11 protein-coding genes are annotated in these 13814 nt (G+C 61.0%); 9 read left to right on the top strand and 2 right to left on the bottom strand.

Features of this window, described 5'->3' with window-relative positions; all coding sequences use genetic code 11:
- Positions 1 to 16 precede the first annotated feature (16 nt).
- The gene (gatC, locus tag NMB39_RS24360) at positions 17 to 304 is read right to left on the bottom strand and encodes an Asp-tRNA(Asn)/Glu-tRNA(Gln) amidotransferase subunit GatC (protein WP_046070912.1); all 288 of its coding nucleotides are present in this window, start codon (positions 302 to 304) and stop codon (positions 17 to 19) included.
- Positions 305 to 514: 210 nt separating this feature from the next.
- Here gatC and mreB point away from each other — a divergent pair, with 210 nt between their 5' ends.
- From mreB to tldD, 8 genes are all read left to right on the top strand, one after another.
- Positions 515 to 1552, top strand: a complete 1038-nt coding sequence (gene mreB, locus NMB39_RS24355; protein ID WP_002555108.1) for a rod shape-determining protein MreB — start codon at positions 515 to 517, stop codon at positions 1550 to 1552.
- 168 nt (positions 1553 to 1720) lie between these two features.
- Complete coding sequence (gene mreC, locus NMB39_RS24350) at positions 1721 to 2782, top strand: rod shape-determining protein MreC (protein ID WP_046070913.1); 1062 nt, start codon at positions 1721 to 1723, stop codon at positions 2780 to 2782.
- Positions 2782 to 3270 (top strand): rod shape-determining protein MreD, encoded by a 489-nt coding sequence (gene mreD, locus NMB39_RS24345; RefSeq protein WP_043048570.1) that lies wholly within the window; start codon positions 2782 to 2784, stop codon positions 3268 to 3270. The genes mreC and mreD overlap by 1 nt, the downstream gene beginning before the upstream one ends.
- A 50-nt stretch (positions 3271 to 3320) precedes the next feature.
- Positions 3321 to 3917 carry a Maf family protein gene (locus NMB39_RS24340; RefSeq protein WP_046070914.1) on the top strand — a complete coding sequence of 199 codons (597 nt, stop codon included), beginning with the start codon at positions 3321 to 3323 and terminating at the stop codon, positions 3915 to 3917.
- 70 nt (positions 3918 to 3987) lie between these two features.
- The gene (rng, locus tag NMB39_RS24335; protein WP_046070915.1) at positions 3988 to 5445 is read left to right on the top strand and encodes a ribonuclease G; all 1458 of its coding nucleotides are present in this window, start codon (positions 3988 to 3990) and stop codon (positions 5443 to 5445) included.
- Between the two features lie 78 nt (positions 5446 to 5523).
- Positions 5524 to 9339, top strand: a complete 3816-nt coding sequence (locus NMB39_RS24330; protein ID WP_494339959.1) for a YhdP family protein — start codon at positions 5524 to 5526, stop codon at positions 9337 to 9339.
- A gap of 48 nt (positions 9340 to 9387) precedes the next feature.
- Positions 9388 to 10236 carry a carbon-nitrogen hydrolase family protein gene (locus NMB39_RS24325; protein ID WP_494339960.1) on the top strand — a complete coding sequence of 283 codons (849 nt, stop codon included), beginning with the start codon at positions 9388 to 9390 and terminating at the stop codon, positions 10234 to 10236.
- 16 nt (positions 10237 to 10252) lie between these two features.
- The gene (gene tldD, locus NMB39_RS24320; RefSeq protein ID WP_046070918.1) at positions 10253 to 11695 is read left to right on the top strand and encodes a metalloprotease TldD; all 1443 of its coding nucleotides are present in this window, start codon (positions 10253 to 10255) and stop codon (positions 11693 to 11695) included.
- Positions 11696 to 11740: 45 nt separating this feature from the next.
- On the opposite strand, the gene yjgA is transcribed toward tldD, so the two are convergent.
- Positions 11741 to 12262, bottom strand: coding sequence for a ribosome biogenesis factor YjgA (gene yjgA, locus NMB39_RS24315; RefSeq protein WP_046070919.1), 522 nt, complete (start codon positions 12260 to 12262; stop codon positions 11741 to 11743).
- A 108-nt stretch (positions 12263 to 12370) separates the two neighbouring features.
- Between yjgA and pmbA the strand changes: the two genes are divergently transcribed.
- The gene (gene pmbA / locus NMB39_RS24310) at positions 12371 to 13717 is read left to right on the top strand and encodes a metalloprotease PmbA (RefSeq protein WP_046070920.1); all 1347 of its coding nucleotides are present in this window, start codon (positions 12371 to 12373) and stop codon (positions 13715 to 13717) included.
- The last annotated feature ends 97 nt before the right edge of the window (positions 13718 to 13814 follow it).

Genomic DNA, 13814 nt, shown 5'->3' with positions numbered 1-13814 from the left:
GAAAGGCTCTTTCCCTTTAGTCGATGACTTTCGGAACCAGGTACAGGCCGTTTTCGACCGCTGGCGCGATGGACTGGTAGGCCTCGCGATTATTTTGCTCGGTCACGACGTCTGCGCGCAGGCGCTGGCTGGCTTCCAGTGGGTGAGCCAGGGGCTCGATGCCGTCGGTATTCACGGCCTGCATTTGGTCGACCAGCCCGAGGATGCTGTTCAGGGCTGCGGTGGTCTGTGGAAGATCGGCATCATTCAGGCCAAGCGAGGCCAGATGTGCGATTTTTTCCACGTCGGAGCGTTCAAGCGCCATGGGATTCTCCAGTGGAAAACAGAACGGAGGGCGTCCGTGTGTTAGATTGTCGGAACACTACCGCATTTCTACGGTCATAAGGCCGCGATTGTGGGGGTTGGTGCACAGAAAGTCGGCCAATTTAGCACATTGGCGCCTTGCCCAAAATCCCTGTCGTTGTTAGAGTTTGCCGCACTTTTTTACCCACGCGTTGCCTAGGGTCCCTTTCCCATGTTCAAGAAACTGCGTGGCATGTTTTCCAGCGATCTTTCCATTGACCTGGGCACTGCCAACACCCTTATTTACGTGCGCGAGCGCGGTATCGTCCTGAATGAGCCATCGGTTGTGGCCATTCGGACCCATGGTAATCAGAAAAGTGTCGTTGCCGTTGGCACCGAGGCCAAGCGCATGCTCGGCCGTACACCAGGCAATATTGCTGCCATTCGTCCGATGAAGGATGGCGTGATCGCCGATTTCAGCGTCTGCGAGAAGATGCTGCAGTACTTCATCAACAAGGTTCACGAAAACAGTTTCCTGCAGCCCAGCCCTCGTGTGCTGATCTGCGTCCCGTGCAAGTCCACCCAGGTGGAGCGTCGTGCCATCCGTGAGTCGGCCCTTGGTGCCGGTGCCCGCGAAGTGTTCCTGATCGAAGAGCCGATGGCGGCCGCGATCGGTGCCGGCCTGCCGGTTGAAGAAGCCCGCGGCTCGATGGTGGTGGATATCGGTGGTGGTACGACCGAAATCGCCCTGATTTCCCTGAATGGTGTGGTGTATGCCGAATCCGTACGCGTCGGCGGCGACCGCTTCGACGAAGCGATCATCACCTATGTGCGTCGTAACTACGGCAGCCTGATCGGCGAATCCACCGCCGAGCGCATCAAGCAGGAAATCGGCACCGCTTACCCGGGCGGCGAAGTTCGCGAAGTCGATGTTCGCGGTCGCAACCTGGCCGAAGGCGTTCCACGTGCCTTCACCCTGAACTCCAACGAAGTGCTGGAGGCTCTGCAGGAGTCCCTGGCCACCATCGTTCAGGCCGTGAAGAGCGCCCTGGAGCAATCGCCGCCGGAGCTGGCGTCGGATATCGCCGAGCGTGGCCTGGTGCTGACCGGTGGTGGCGCCTTGCTGCGCGACCTCGACAAGTTGCTGGCCCAGGAAACCGGCCTGCCGGTGATCGTCGCTGAAGACCCGCTGACCTGCGTTGCCCGCGGCGGTGGTCGTGCACTGGAAATGATGGATAAACACACCATGGACCTGCTTTCCAGCGAATAAGACACCTGGAAGGTTCATGCATGGTCGGCAGGCAGCACTTTGCAGTGCTGCCTGTTGGCGTTTATCTTCTTCAATCTGCATCCAGGCCGGTTTGATGCCGTATGAATAAAGAGAACATTTGCCTGGGAGGAGCGGCCTATTAAACCGCTTTTCGCCAAAGGCCCCTCATTGGGCGTGCGCTTACTGGTGCTGGTCGTGCTTTCGGTCGCGCTGATGGTGGTCGATGCCCGCTTTGCACTGCTCAAGCCTGTGCGTAGCCAGATGTCGCTGGTGTTGATGCAGACCTACTGGATCACCGACCTGCCGCAACGTCTCTACCAGGGCGTGGCCAGCCAATTCGGCAGCCGCACCGAGCTGGTTGCCGAGAACGAAAAACTCAAGACTGAAAACCTGCTGCTGCAGGGGCGCATGCAAAAGCTGGCGGCCCTCACCGAGCAGAACGTTCGGCTGCGCGAGTTGCTCAACTCTTCGGCACTGGTCAACGAAAAGGTCGAAGTGGCCGAGTTGATCGGCATGGACCCCAACCCCTTTACCCATCGCATCATCATCAACAAGGGTGAACGCGACGGCGTGGTCCTCGGCCAGCCGGTGCTCGACGCCCGTGGCCTGATGGGCCAGGTGGTGGAGTTGATGCCCTACACCTCGCGGGTATTGCTGCTGACCGACACGACCCACAGCATTCCAGTGCAGGTCAACCGCAACGGTTTGCGTGCGATTGCCAGCGGCACCGGTAACCCGGAACGCCTGGAATTGCGCCATGTAGCCGACACCGCGGATATCAAGGAAGGCGATCTGCTGGTCAGCTCCGGCCTGGGCCAGCGTTTCCCGGCCGGCTACCCGGTGGCGACGGTCAAGGAAGTGATCCACGATTCCGGCCAGCCGTTCGCTATTGTGCGGGCCGTGCCGACTGCCGCGCTCAATCGCAGCCGCTACCTGCTGCTGGTGTTCAGCGACAACCGTACCCCGGAAGAGCGCGCCAACGACGCCGCCCAAGCCCAGGAGGCGGAAGACAAGCAGAACGGCACTGTGCCGGTCGTGCCGGCCACGGTGCCGAAACCGGCGTTCGTCGGCCCGCCAGCCCCTGCTACCGTACCCGCAGCGGCGGCGCCTGTGGCAACGCCGGCCAAACCGGCTACGCATAACGCTCGCCCAGCCAAGCCGGCTGCGTCTAAACCGCCGGCCACGACGCCAACCGCCACTGCGGCCCCCACACGGCAGAGGGAGGAATAATGGCTAGTACTCATTCGCGTAATGGCTGGATCGTCTGGCTGACCTTCGCCATTGGCCTGTTACTCAGCGTTTCGCCACTGCCGCAATTCATGGAAATCCTGCGCCCGCTCTGGCTGGCCTTGCTGTTGGCGTTCTGGTCGCTGAACCTGCCGCACAAGGTGGGCATGGTCACGGCGATGTGCCTGGGCTTGGCGGAGGATGTGCTCTATGGCACCTTGCTGGGCCAGAACGCGTTGATCCTGACCCTGATTACCTTCCTGGTGCTGTCGTTGCAGCAGCGCTTGCGCATGTTCCCGATGTGGCAGCAGTGCCTGGTGATCCTGGTGATCTTCGGCCTGGCGCAGTTGGTCCAGTTGTGGCTCAGTGCCTTGACCGGCAATCGCCAGCCGACCCTGGCGTTGGTCTTACCGGCCCTGGTCAGCGCATTGCTGTGGCCCTGGATCAGTTTTGGCCTGCGTGGGCTGCGCCGTCGCTATAAAATCAATTGAATGGTTGCGAGGCTCTGCCTGGTTATCAAACCCCACAGGGAGAGGCTGCAATGAATTCGCTTTATCTGGCCTCGGGTTCCCCGCGGCGACGTGAGCTGTTGAACCAGATCGGTGTGCCTTTCACCGTGGTCAGCGCCGCTATTGATGAAACACCTCTTACCCACGAACCCGCCGTTACCTATGTCGAGCGTCTTGCGCGCGGCAAGGCAACGGCGGGTTTTGTTGCGCTTGGGCAACCCTCGGGCGCCTGCGTATTGGGCGCCGATACGGCGGTGATTATTGACGGCCAGATCCTGGGCAAACCCGTGGACCAGGCCGATGCGCTGGCAATGCTGATGGCCCTTTCCGGCCGCGAGCATGAAGTGCTCACTGCGATTGCCCTCACCGACGGCCAGCGCTGCGAAACCCGATATGTAAGCAGTCTTGTACGTTTTCGCCAGGTTTCTGTCGAAGAGGCTACAACCTACTGGCACAGTGGTGAACCCCAGGACAAGGCCGGCGGCTATGCTATCCAGGGCCTGGGTTCGGTGTTCGTTGCCGGCCTCAATGGCAGTTATTCTGCGGTGGTTGGCCTGCCGGTGTGCGAAACCGCGCAACTGCTCGCCCAATTCGGCATACCCTGTTGGCAAAACCTTACCGTGCGCTGAACGCCGTATTCCAGCGCCAAGCCTTGAGCGACCGGTCACTATTGTGAAAACGCCTGAACGAGACCCAGCCATGAGTGAAGAGATTCTGATCAATATCACGCCGATGGAATCGCGCGTGGCGGTGGTAGAGAACGGTGTTCTGCAAGAAGTGCATGTCGAGCGCACCCAGAAGCGCGGGATCGTCGGCAATATCTATAAAGGCAAGGTGGTGCGCGTATTGCCGGGCATGCAGGCGGCATTCGTCGATATCGGCCTGGACCGTGCAGCATTCATCCATGCTTCGGAAATTTCCCTGCGTGAAGGCCCGGCAGTGGAGAGCATCAGTGCCCTGGTGCATGAAGGGCAGAGCCTGGTGGTGCAAGTCACCAAGGACCCCATCGGTTCCAAGGGCGCACGCTTGACCACTCAGCTGTCGATTCCATCGCGCTACCTGGTGTACATGCCGCGCACCGCCCATGTGGGCATTTCCCTGAAGATCGAAGACGAAGCCGAGCGCGACCGACTCAAAAAGGTGGTCAGCGATTGCGTCGCCGCTGAGGGCATCAAAGAAGCGGGTGGTTTTATCCTGCGCACCGCCGCCGAGGGCGCCGGAGCTGATGAAATCCTTATGGATATCCGCTACCTGCGGCGCCTGTGGGACCAGATCGACGCACAGATCAAGACCATCGGCGCTCCCAGCGTGATTTATGAAGATCTCGGCCTGGCGCTGCGCACGCTGCGTGACCTGGTCAGCCCGAAGATTGAGAAAATCCGCATCGACTCGCGGGAAACCTTCCAGCGCACTACACAATTTGTTGCCGAGCTGATGCCGGAAATTGCCGACCGCCTGGAGCATTACCCCGGCGAGCGGCCGATCTTCGACCTGTATGGCGTCGAAGACGAAATCCAGAAAGCCCTGGAGCGCAAAGTGCCGCTCAAGTCCGGCGGCTATCTGGTGGTGGACCCGGCCGAGGCCATGACCACCATCGACGTCAACACTGGTGCATTCGTAGGCCATCGCAACCTTGAAGAGACCATCTTCAAGACCAATCTTGAAGCCGCCACCGCTATCGCTCGCCAGCTGCGCCTGCGCAACCTCGGGGGCATCATCATCATCGACTTCATCGACATGGAAGATGAAGAGCACCAGCGCCAGGTGCTGCGTACCCTCGAGAAGCAGCTGGAGCGCGATCACGCCAAGACCAACATCATCGGCATCACTGAGTTGGGCCTGGTGCAAATGACCCGCAAGCGCACCCGCGAAAGCCTGGAGCAGGTGCTGTGCGAGCCGTGCAGCAGCTGCCAGGGCCGCGGTAAGTTGAAGACGCCGGAAACCGTTTGCTACGAGATTTTCCGCGAAATCCTGCGCGAGGCGCGCGCCTACCAGGCTGAAGGTTATAGAGTGCTTGCCAACCAGAAAGTGGTCGATCGCCTGCTGGACGAAGAGTCCGGCAACGTTGCCGAGCTGGAAAGTTTTATCGGTCGCACGATTCGCTTCCAGGTTGAAACCATGTATTCCCAGGAACAATACGACGTGGTGCTGCTCTGATCCCCAATTGCGTGTTTTATCCGAGACCGGCAGACCTTGATCTGCCGTCCGCCAACTGTTTTTTGAGGGTCGCCTGACATGGAGCGTCTGATACGCTTTTTTGCCGCTTTGACCCGCTGGAGCCTGGGCCTGTGCGCGTTGCTGCTGGTATTGGCGGCGGTATACGTGAGCCTGGGGCGTGAATTGACCCCTCTGGTGGCTGAATACCGCGCCGAAATCGAAGCCAAGGCCCAGGCTGCCGTGCAGACGCCTTTGCATATCGGCAGCCTTGAAGGCCGCTGGAGCGGGTTTGCCCCGGTATTGCTGGCCCACGACGTCATGGTTGGCGAGGGCAGCAATGCCTTGCGCCTTGACCAGGTGGAAGTGGTGCCGGATATGTGGGCCAGCCTGATGGCTCGCCAAGTGCGTCTCGCCCACCTGGAAGTCAGTGGCCTGCAACTGAGCGTCAAGGAAGACAAGGATGGGCGCTGGACGCTGCAAGGCTTGCCGGTGCAGGACGATCAGCCGCTGGACCCGCAGCAGTTGCTGACGCGCATGCAAATGGTCAAGCGCGTGTCGGTGCTGGACAGCCAGGTCACCTTGCAACCCTTCGACCAGGCACCAGTGACCGTAACGTACGTGGGCCTGAGCTTGCACACCGGCATGAGCCAGCAGCGCCTGGATGCACGCCTGACCCTGCCCGACGGCCAACCGCTTGCTGTCAGCCTGCGTAGCCGCATCCGCGCCAGCCAATGGAAAGACGCCGAGGTCGATGCCTACCTGAGCCTGCCGCAAAGCGACTGGGCCAAGTGGATTCCCGCCAAACTGACCCGGCAATGGAAGCTCACCCAGTTCAGGGCCGGTGGCGAGTTTTGGCTCAGTTGGGCCAAAGGCACCGTGCAAAGCGCTGCGGTGCGCCTCAATTCCCCGCAAGTGAAGGGCAGCTACGCCGACCGCAAGCCTGTGCATCTGGAAAACCTGGCCCTGACCGCCTACCTGCAACGCAGCGACAGCGGCCTCAAGGTGCTGTTTGACTCGCTGGCGATGACTATCGGTGAGACCCGCTGGGAGTCGCGCCTTCAATTACAGCAGAGCCTGGCGACCGATAAGGCTCAGGAAGTGTGGAACCTGCAGGCCGATCGTCTCGACCTGACACCCATCACGCCACTGCTCAATGCCTTGGCGCCGTTGCCGGAAGGCTTTGCCAAGACCGTCGAGCACTTGAAGGCCACGGGCCTGCTGCGCAATGTGCTGGTGGACTTCAGACCCCAGGACACCACCGACCAGAAAGTCAGTTTTGCCGCAAACCTTGAGCGTGTAGGCTTCGACGCGTATTTCGGCGCGCCGGCCGCGCGCAATGTGTCTGGCAGCATCAGTGGCGACCTGGGCCATGGCGAGCTGCGCATGGACAGCAAGGACTTTTCCCTGCACCTGGACCCGATCTTCGCCAAGCCCTGGCAGTACATCCAGGCCAATGCACGCCTGACCTGGAAACTGGATAAACAGGGTTTCACCCTGATTGCCCCGTATATCAAGGTGCTGGGGGAGGAGGGCAAGGTTGCTGCAGACTTCCTGATCCGCCTGCACTTCGATCATAGCCAGGAAGACTACATGGACCTGCGGGTCGGGATGGTCGATGGCGATGGCCGTTTCACCCCCAAGTACCTGCCCGCCGTGTTGAGCCCGGCGCTGGATGAGTGGCTGCGTACGGCAATCCTCAAGGGCGCCGTGGATGAAGGGTTCTTCCAGTATCAAGGCTCCCTGAACCACGACGCGCTGCCGGCGTCGCGCAACATCAGTCTGTTCTTCAAGGTGCATGATGCCGAGCTGGCCTTCCAGCCGGGTTGGCCCCATGTTAACAAGGTCAACGGTGAAGTCTTCGTCGAGGAAAGCGGTGTGCGCATCCTGGCAAGCAAGGGCCAGTTGCTCGATACCCAGGTTAAGGACGTCTACGTCAACATTCCCCACGCGCCGGCCGGCCAGGACAGCCACCTGCTGCTCACCGGCGGGTTCTCCGGCGGCTTGGGCGATGGCTTGAAAATTCTCCAGGAAGCGCCCATTGGCACCGCGTCCACGTTCGCTGGCTGGAAAGGCGAGGGCGGCCTGCAGGGCAGCCTGGACCTGGACGTGCCCCTGGCCAAGGGCACCGAGCCCAAGATCGTGGTTGACTTCAAGACTGACAAGGCGCGCTTGCAATTGGCCGAGCCGACCCTGGACCTGACCCAGCTCAAAGGCAATTTCCGTTTTGACAGTGCCAAGGGCCTGAGCGGGCAGCACATCTCGGCCCAGGCCTTCGACCGGCCGATCACTGCGCAGATTTTTGCCGAAGGCAAGCCGGGCGATATCAGCACCCGCGTGACCGCCAACGGCCAGGTAACGGTCAAGCGCCTCACGGATTGGTTGAACGTCAGCCAGCCACTGCCGGTGTCCGGGGATATCCCCTACCAGTTACAAGTCATCCTGGACGGCGCAGACAGCCAGTTGATGGTCAACTCCAATCTCAAGGGCGTCGCCGTGGACTTGCCGGCGCCATTCGGCATGCCGGCCAGCCAGGGGCGCGACAGCACCTTCCGCATGACCTTGCAGGGGGCTGAGCGCCGTTACTGGTTTGATTACGGCGAGCTGGCAAACTTTACCTTTGCTGCGCCGCCGGACAAATTTAATGACGGGCGCGGCGAATTGTTCCTCGGCAATGGCGATGCCGTGCTGCCCGGTGCGAAGGGGCTGCGCATTCGTGGTGTGTTGTCGGAACTGGATATCGACCCATGGAAAAAACTCGTGGATCGCTACGCGGGGAATGACCCGGGCGGCAATGCCAAGCAGTTGCTCAGTGGCGCCGATTTCAAAGTGGGCAAGTTGACCGGGTTCGGCACCCAGTTTGACCAGGTCAGCTTGCAGCTGGATCGCAAGCCCGCTGCCTGGGGTCTGCAATTTGATAGCCAGCAGGCCAAGGGCACGGTGAATCTGCCCGACGCCAAGGGTGCGCCGATTGCGGTCAATCTCAACTATGTAAAATTGCCCGCAGTGGACCCGACGGTACAGGCGGACGAAAACGCGCCCGATCCGCTGGCCGATATCGACCCCAAGAGCATTCCTGCACTGGATATCGCCATCGACCAGCTCTTTCAGGGGCCGGACCTGGTGGGAGCGTGGTCATTGAGGATCCGTCCGACCGCCAAGGGCATGGCCTTCAATAACCTCGACCTGGGCCTCAAGGGCATGCAGCTCAAGGGTGCCGGCGGCTGGGAAGGGGCGCCGGGCGCCAGCAGCAGTTGGTACAAGGGCCGCCTGGACGGCAAGAACATTGCCGATGTGCTCAAGGGCTGGGGTTTTGCCCCGACGGTGACCAGCGAAGATTTCCATCTGGACGTGGATGGCCGTTGGCCGGGTTCGCCGGCCTGGGTTGGGCCCAAGCGCTTCTCCGGCAGCCTGGATGCGGCATTCCGTAAAGGCCAGTTCGTCGAAGTGGAGGGGGGCGCGCAGGCGTTGCGGGTGTTTGGCCTGCTCAACTTCAATTCCATTGGCCGGCGTTTGCGTCTGGACTTTTCCGACCTGCTTGGCAAGGGCTTGAGTTACGACCGGGTCAAGGGCTTGCTGGCCGCCAGTAATGGCGTGTTCGTGACCCGTGAGCCCATCACCATGACCGGGCCCTCTACCAATCTGGAGCTCAACGGTACCCTGGACCTGGTGGCTGATCGCGTCGACGCCAAGTTGCTGGTGACCTTGCCGGTGACCAACAACCTGCCCATCGCGGCGCTGATTGTCGGTGCACCAGCTATTGGCGGCGCGTTGTTCCTGATCGACAAACTGATCGGTGATCGGGTTTCGCGCTTTGCCAGTGTGCAATACAAGGTACAGGGCCCCTGGAAGGATCCGAAAATCACCTTCGACAAGCCATTTGAAAAGCCAAACTGAGAGCCTGTGGAGTAGCATGGCCCCATGCCCTGTATGGAGTGTCGGCCCATGTCTTTTGCAGTAATCCAAATGGTCAGCCAGAGTGACGTGCTGGCTAATCTCACCCAGGCGCGCCGCCTGCTGGAGCAAGCGGCGGCGGGTGGCGCGAAACTCGCGGTACTGCCGGAAAACTTCGCTGCGATGGGTCGCCGTGACGTGGCCGATATCGGCCGCGCCGAGGCCCTGGGTGAAGGCCCGATCCTGCCATGGTTGAAACAGGCCGCCCGTGACCTCACCTTATGGATAGTGGCCGGTACATTGCCGTTGTCGCCCAAGGACCAACCCCACGCCAAGTCCAACGCTTGCTCGCTGCTGATCAATGATCAGGGTGAAATTGTCGCTCGTTACGACAAGCTGCACCTGTTTGATGTGGACGTCGCGGATGCTCGTGGTCGTTATCGCGAATCCGACGACTATGCTTTCGGAAGCAATGTGGTGGTGGCGGATACGCCAGTGGGGCGTTTGGGGCTGACGGTGTGCTACGACTTGCGCTTCCCCGAGCTGTATAGCGAATTACGCGCTGCGGGGGCTGAATTGATTACCGCGCCCTCGGCCTTTACGGCGGTGACCGGGGCCGCCCATTGGGATGTGCTGATTCGGGCGCGGGCCATCGAAACCCAGTGCTACCTGCTGGCGGCCGCTCAAGGTGGCGTGCACCCAGGCCCACGGGAAACCCATGGCCACGCGGCGATTGTCGACCCTTGGGGGCGGGTGCTGGCACAACAGGATCAAGGCGAAGCGGTGTTGCTGGCCGAACGCGATAGCAGTGAACAGGCGTCGATAAGGGCGCGCATGCCGGTGGTCAGCCATCGGCGCTTTTTCTCGCAGGGCGCGCAGCGGCCTGCTTCAGAACGATGAATTTAAGGCCAAACCTATGAGCGAGTTGTTGTCCTCAGTCAGTGAACACCTCCTGGCACCCGGTGGCGTGACCATCGAAAGTCTGCAAACCGTGCTGGGCGATCTGGCCGGGCCGGGCATCGATGCCGCCGACCTGTATTTCCAGGGGCAGATCTCCGAATCCTGGTCGCTGGAAGACGGCATCGTCAAAGAAGGCAGTTTCAACCTTGACCAGGGCGTCGGCGTGCGTGCGCAATCCGGTGAAAAAACCGGCTTTGCCTACAGTAATGCGATTACCCTGGAAGCCCTGGGCCTGGCGGCGCGTGCGGCACGTTCGATTTCCCGTGCCGGCCAGAACGGTACGGTGCAGGCGTTCAGCACCCAGGACGTGACGCAATTGTACGCGCCGGATAACCCCTTGGAAGTGATCAGCCGTGCCGAAAAGGTCGAGCTGCTCAAGCGTGTCGACGCGGCCACCCGCGCCCTGGACTCGCGTATCCAGCAAGTGACCGTGAGCATGGCTGGCGTGTGGGAGCGCATCCTCGTCGCCTCCACCGACGGCGGGTTGGCGGCGGATGTGCGGCCGCTGGTGCGTTTCAATGTGAGTGTGATCGTCGAGCAGAACGGTCGCCGCGAGCGTGGTGGCCATGGCGGTGGCGGGCGCACCGACTACCGTTACTTCCTCGCTGACGACCGTGCCATGGGCTATGCCCGTGAGGCGCTGCGCCAGGCCCTGGTGAACCTGGAAGCGATTCCGGCGCCCGCCGGTACCTTGCCGGTGGTGCTGGGCTCGGGTTGGTCCGGTGTGTTGCTCCACGAAGCCGTGGGCCACGGCCTGGAGGGCGACTTTAATCGCAAGGGCAGTTCCGCCTACAGTGGGCGCATGGGCGAAATGGTTGCATCCAAGCTGTGCACCATTGTCGATGACGGCACCCTGGCCGGTCGCCGGGGTTCGTTGAGCGTCGATGACGAAGGGACGCCGACCGAGTGCACCACCCTGATCGAAAATGGCGTGCTCAAGGGCTATATGCAAGACAAGCTCAACGCTCGACTGATGGGTGTGGCGCGCACCGGTAACGGCCGCCGCGAATCCTATGCGCACCTGCCGATGCCGCGCATGACCAACACCTACATGCTTGGCGGCCAAAGCGATCCGGCGGAAATCATCGCCTCGGTGAAACGTGGCATCTACTGCGCCAACCTCGGCGGTGGCCAGGTGGATATCACCAGCGGCAAGTTTGTGTTCTCCACCAGCGAGGCGTATTTGATCGAAGACGGCAAGATTACTGCGCCGGTCAAAGGGGCGACACTGATCGGTAACGGGCCGGAAGCCATGAGCAAGGTGTCGATGGTCGGTAATGACCTGTCGCTGGACAGCGGCGTGGGCACGTGCGGCAAGGATGGGCAGTCGGTGCCGGTAGGCGTAGGCCAACCAACCCTGAAAATTGACGCGATCACCGTGGGTGGCACGGGGTCGTAAAGGATGGAGCTTCGGGTGGCGCAGGCCGCCACCCGGGGAAGAGGATCAGCGCAGACCGCGTTGAGTCTCGTCCAGCTCACGGATGTACTTGAAGATTTTACGGCTGGTGGCCGGCGCCTTGTTATGCGCCAGTTCGTGTTGGGCCTGACGGATCAGGGAGCGCAGTTGCTGGCGGTCCGCGTCCGGGTAGTCCAGCACGAATTTCTCCAGCACGGCGTCATCGCCCGCGATCAGGCGGTCACGCCAACGTTCCAGGTTATGGAAACGTTCGTTGTACTGGCGAGTGGAGGCATCAGTTTGATCGAGCAAGGCCAGAATCGCGTCAATGTCCTGATCGCGCATCAGTTTGCCAATAAACATGATGTGCCGTTTACGCGCGATATTCGCGCTGTGCTTGGGCGCATCCGCCAAGGCCCGGCGCATTTCGTCGGTCAGTGGCAGTTTGGCAATCAACTCTTTTTTGAGCGTTGTGAGGCGCTCGCCCAGGTCAACCAGCGCATGCAGCTCGCGCTTGACCTGGGTTTTGCTTTTCTCCCCATCGAGGGAGTCGTCGTAAGAATCAACCATGGTGGCAGTCCGCAAAGAAACGCCGCCATGATAACCAGTCGGGGGCCGCTTGTCCGGCCCGGTCGCTCGATGGCCTTAACCGAAAGCAGAATTTGAGTGGAGAAAACCATGAGTGCAGCCCAAAGCGTCGGTCCGCAAGCGTTACCGGCACTGCAGGAACAAGTCGAGCAGATCCTTGCCGAGGCCAAGCGCCAGGGGGCCAGTGCCTGTGAAGTAGCGGTGTCGCTGGAGCAGGGGTTGTCGACGTCGGTGCGCCAGCGGGAAGTGGAAACCGTCGAGTTCAATCGCGACCAGGGGTTCGGTATCACCTTGTACGCAGGCCAGCGCAAAGGCTCGGCAAGCACCTCGGCCAGTGGCCCGGAGGCCATTCGCGAGACCGTTGCCGCAGCACTGGCGATTGCCAGGCACACGTCCGAAGATGAAAGCTCGGGGCTGGCCGATAAAGCGCTGATGGCCAGGGACGTACAGGATTTTGACCTGTTCCACGCCTGGGACATCACCCCCGAGCAAGCCATCGAGCAGGCGCTGGTCTGCGAGGCGGCGGCCTTCGATACCGACGCCCGGATCAAGAATGCCGACGGCACTACGCTGAGCACCCACCAGGGCTGCCGCGTTTACGGCAACAGCCATGGCTTTATCGGTGGATATGCTTCGACGCGTCACAGCCTCAGTTGCGTGATGATCGCCGAAGCCAACGGCCAGATGCAGCGCGATTACTGGTACGACGTGAATCGCCAGGGCGATTTGTTGGCGGACCCCGTCAGCATTGGCCAGCGTGCTGCGCAACGTGCCGCCAGCCGTCTCGGTGCGCGCCCGGTGCCGACGTGCGAAGTGCCGGTGCTGTTTTCCGCAGAGCTGGCCGGTGGTTTGTTCGGTAGCTTCCTCGGCGCTATTTCCGGGGGCAACCTGTATCGCAAGTCTTCGTTCCTTGAAGGCGCAATCGGCCAGAAGCTGTTTCCAGAGTGGCTGACCATCGACGAGCGCCCACACCTGATGCGAGCCATGGGCAGTTCGTCGTTCGACGGCGATGGCCTGGCGACCTATGCCAAGCCATTTGTCGAAAAGGGCGAGTTGGTCTCCTATGTATTGGGCACTTATGCCGGTCGCAAGCTTGGCCTGCCAAGCACCGCCAACTCCGGCGGCGTGCATAACCTGTTCGTTACCCATGGTGATGAAGACCAGGCTGCGTTGCTGCGGCGCATGGGGCGTGGGTTGCTGGTCACCGAATTGATGGGCCACGGCCTGAATATGGTCACCGGTGATTACTCTCGCGGCGCGGCGGGGTTCTGGGTGGAAAATGGCGAGATTCAGTTCGCCGTCCAGGAAGTGACGATTGCCGGCAATATGCGCGATATGTTCAAGCAGATCGTTGCCGTGGGTAATGACCTGGAACTGCGCAGCAATATTCGCACAGGTTCAGTGCTCATCGAGCGGATGACTGTCGCTGGCAGCTAATCCCCCTCCAACACTCAATAAAAGGCGCGCCATCCTTTGGATGGCGCGCCTTTTTTATGGCTTGGTCATGGCAGGATCAATCTGCCACACTTGTTTT

Source organism: Pseudomonas sp. FBCC-B545 (assembly GCF_059134095.1).
Note: the sequence above shows the minus strand (reverse complement) of the source record. Positions and strands in the feature narration are given on the sequence as shown.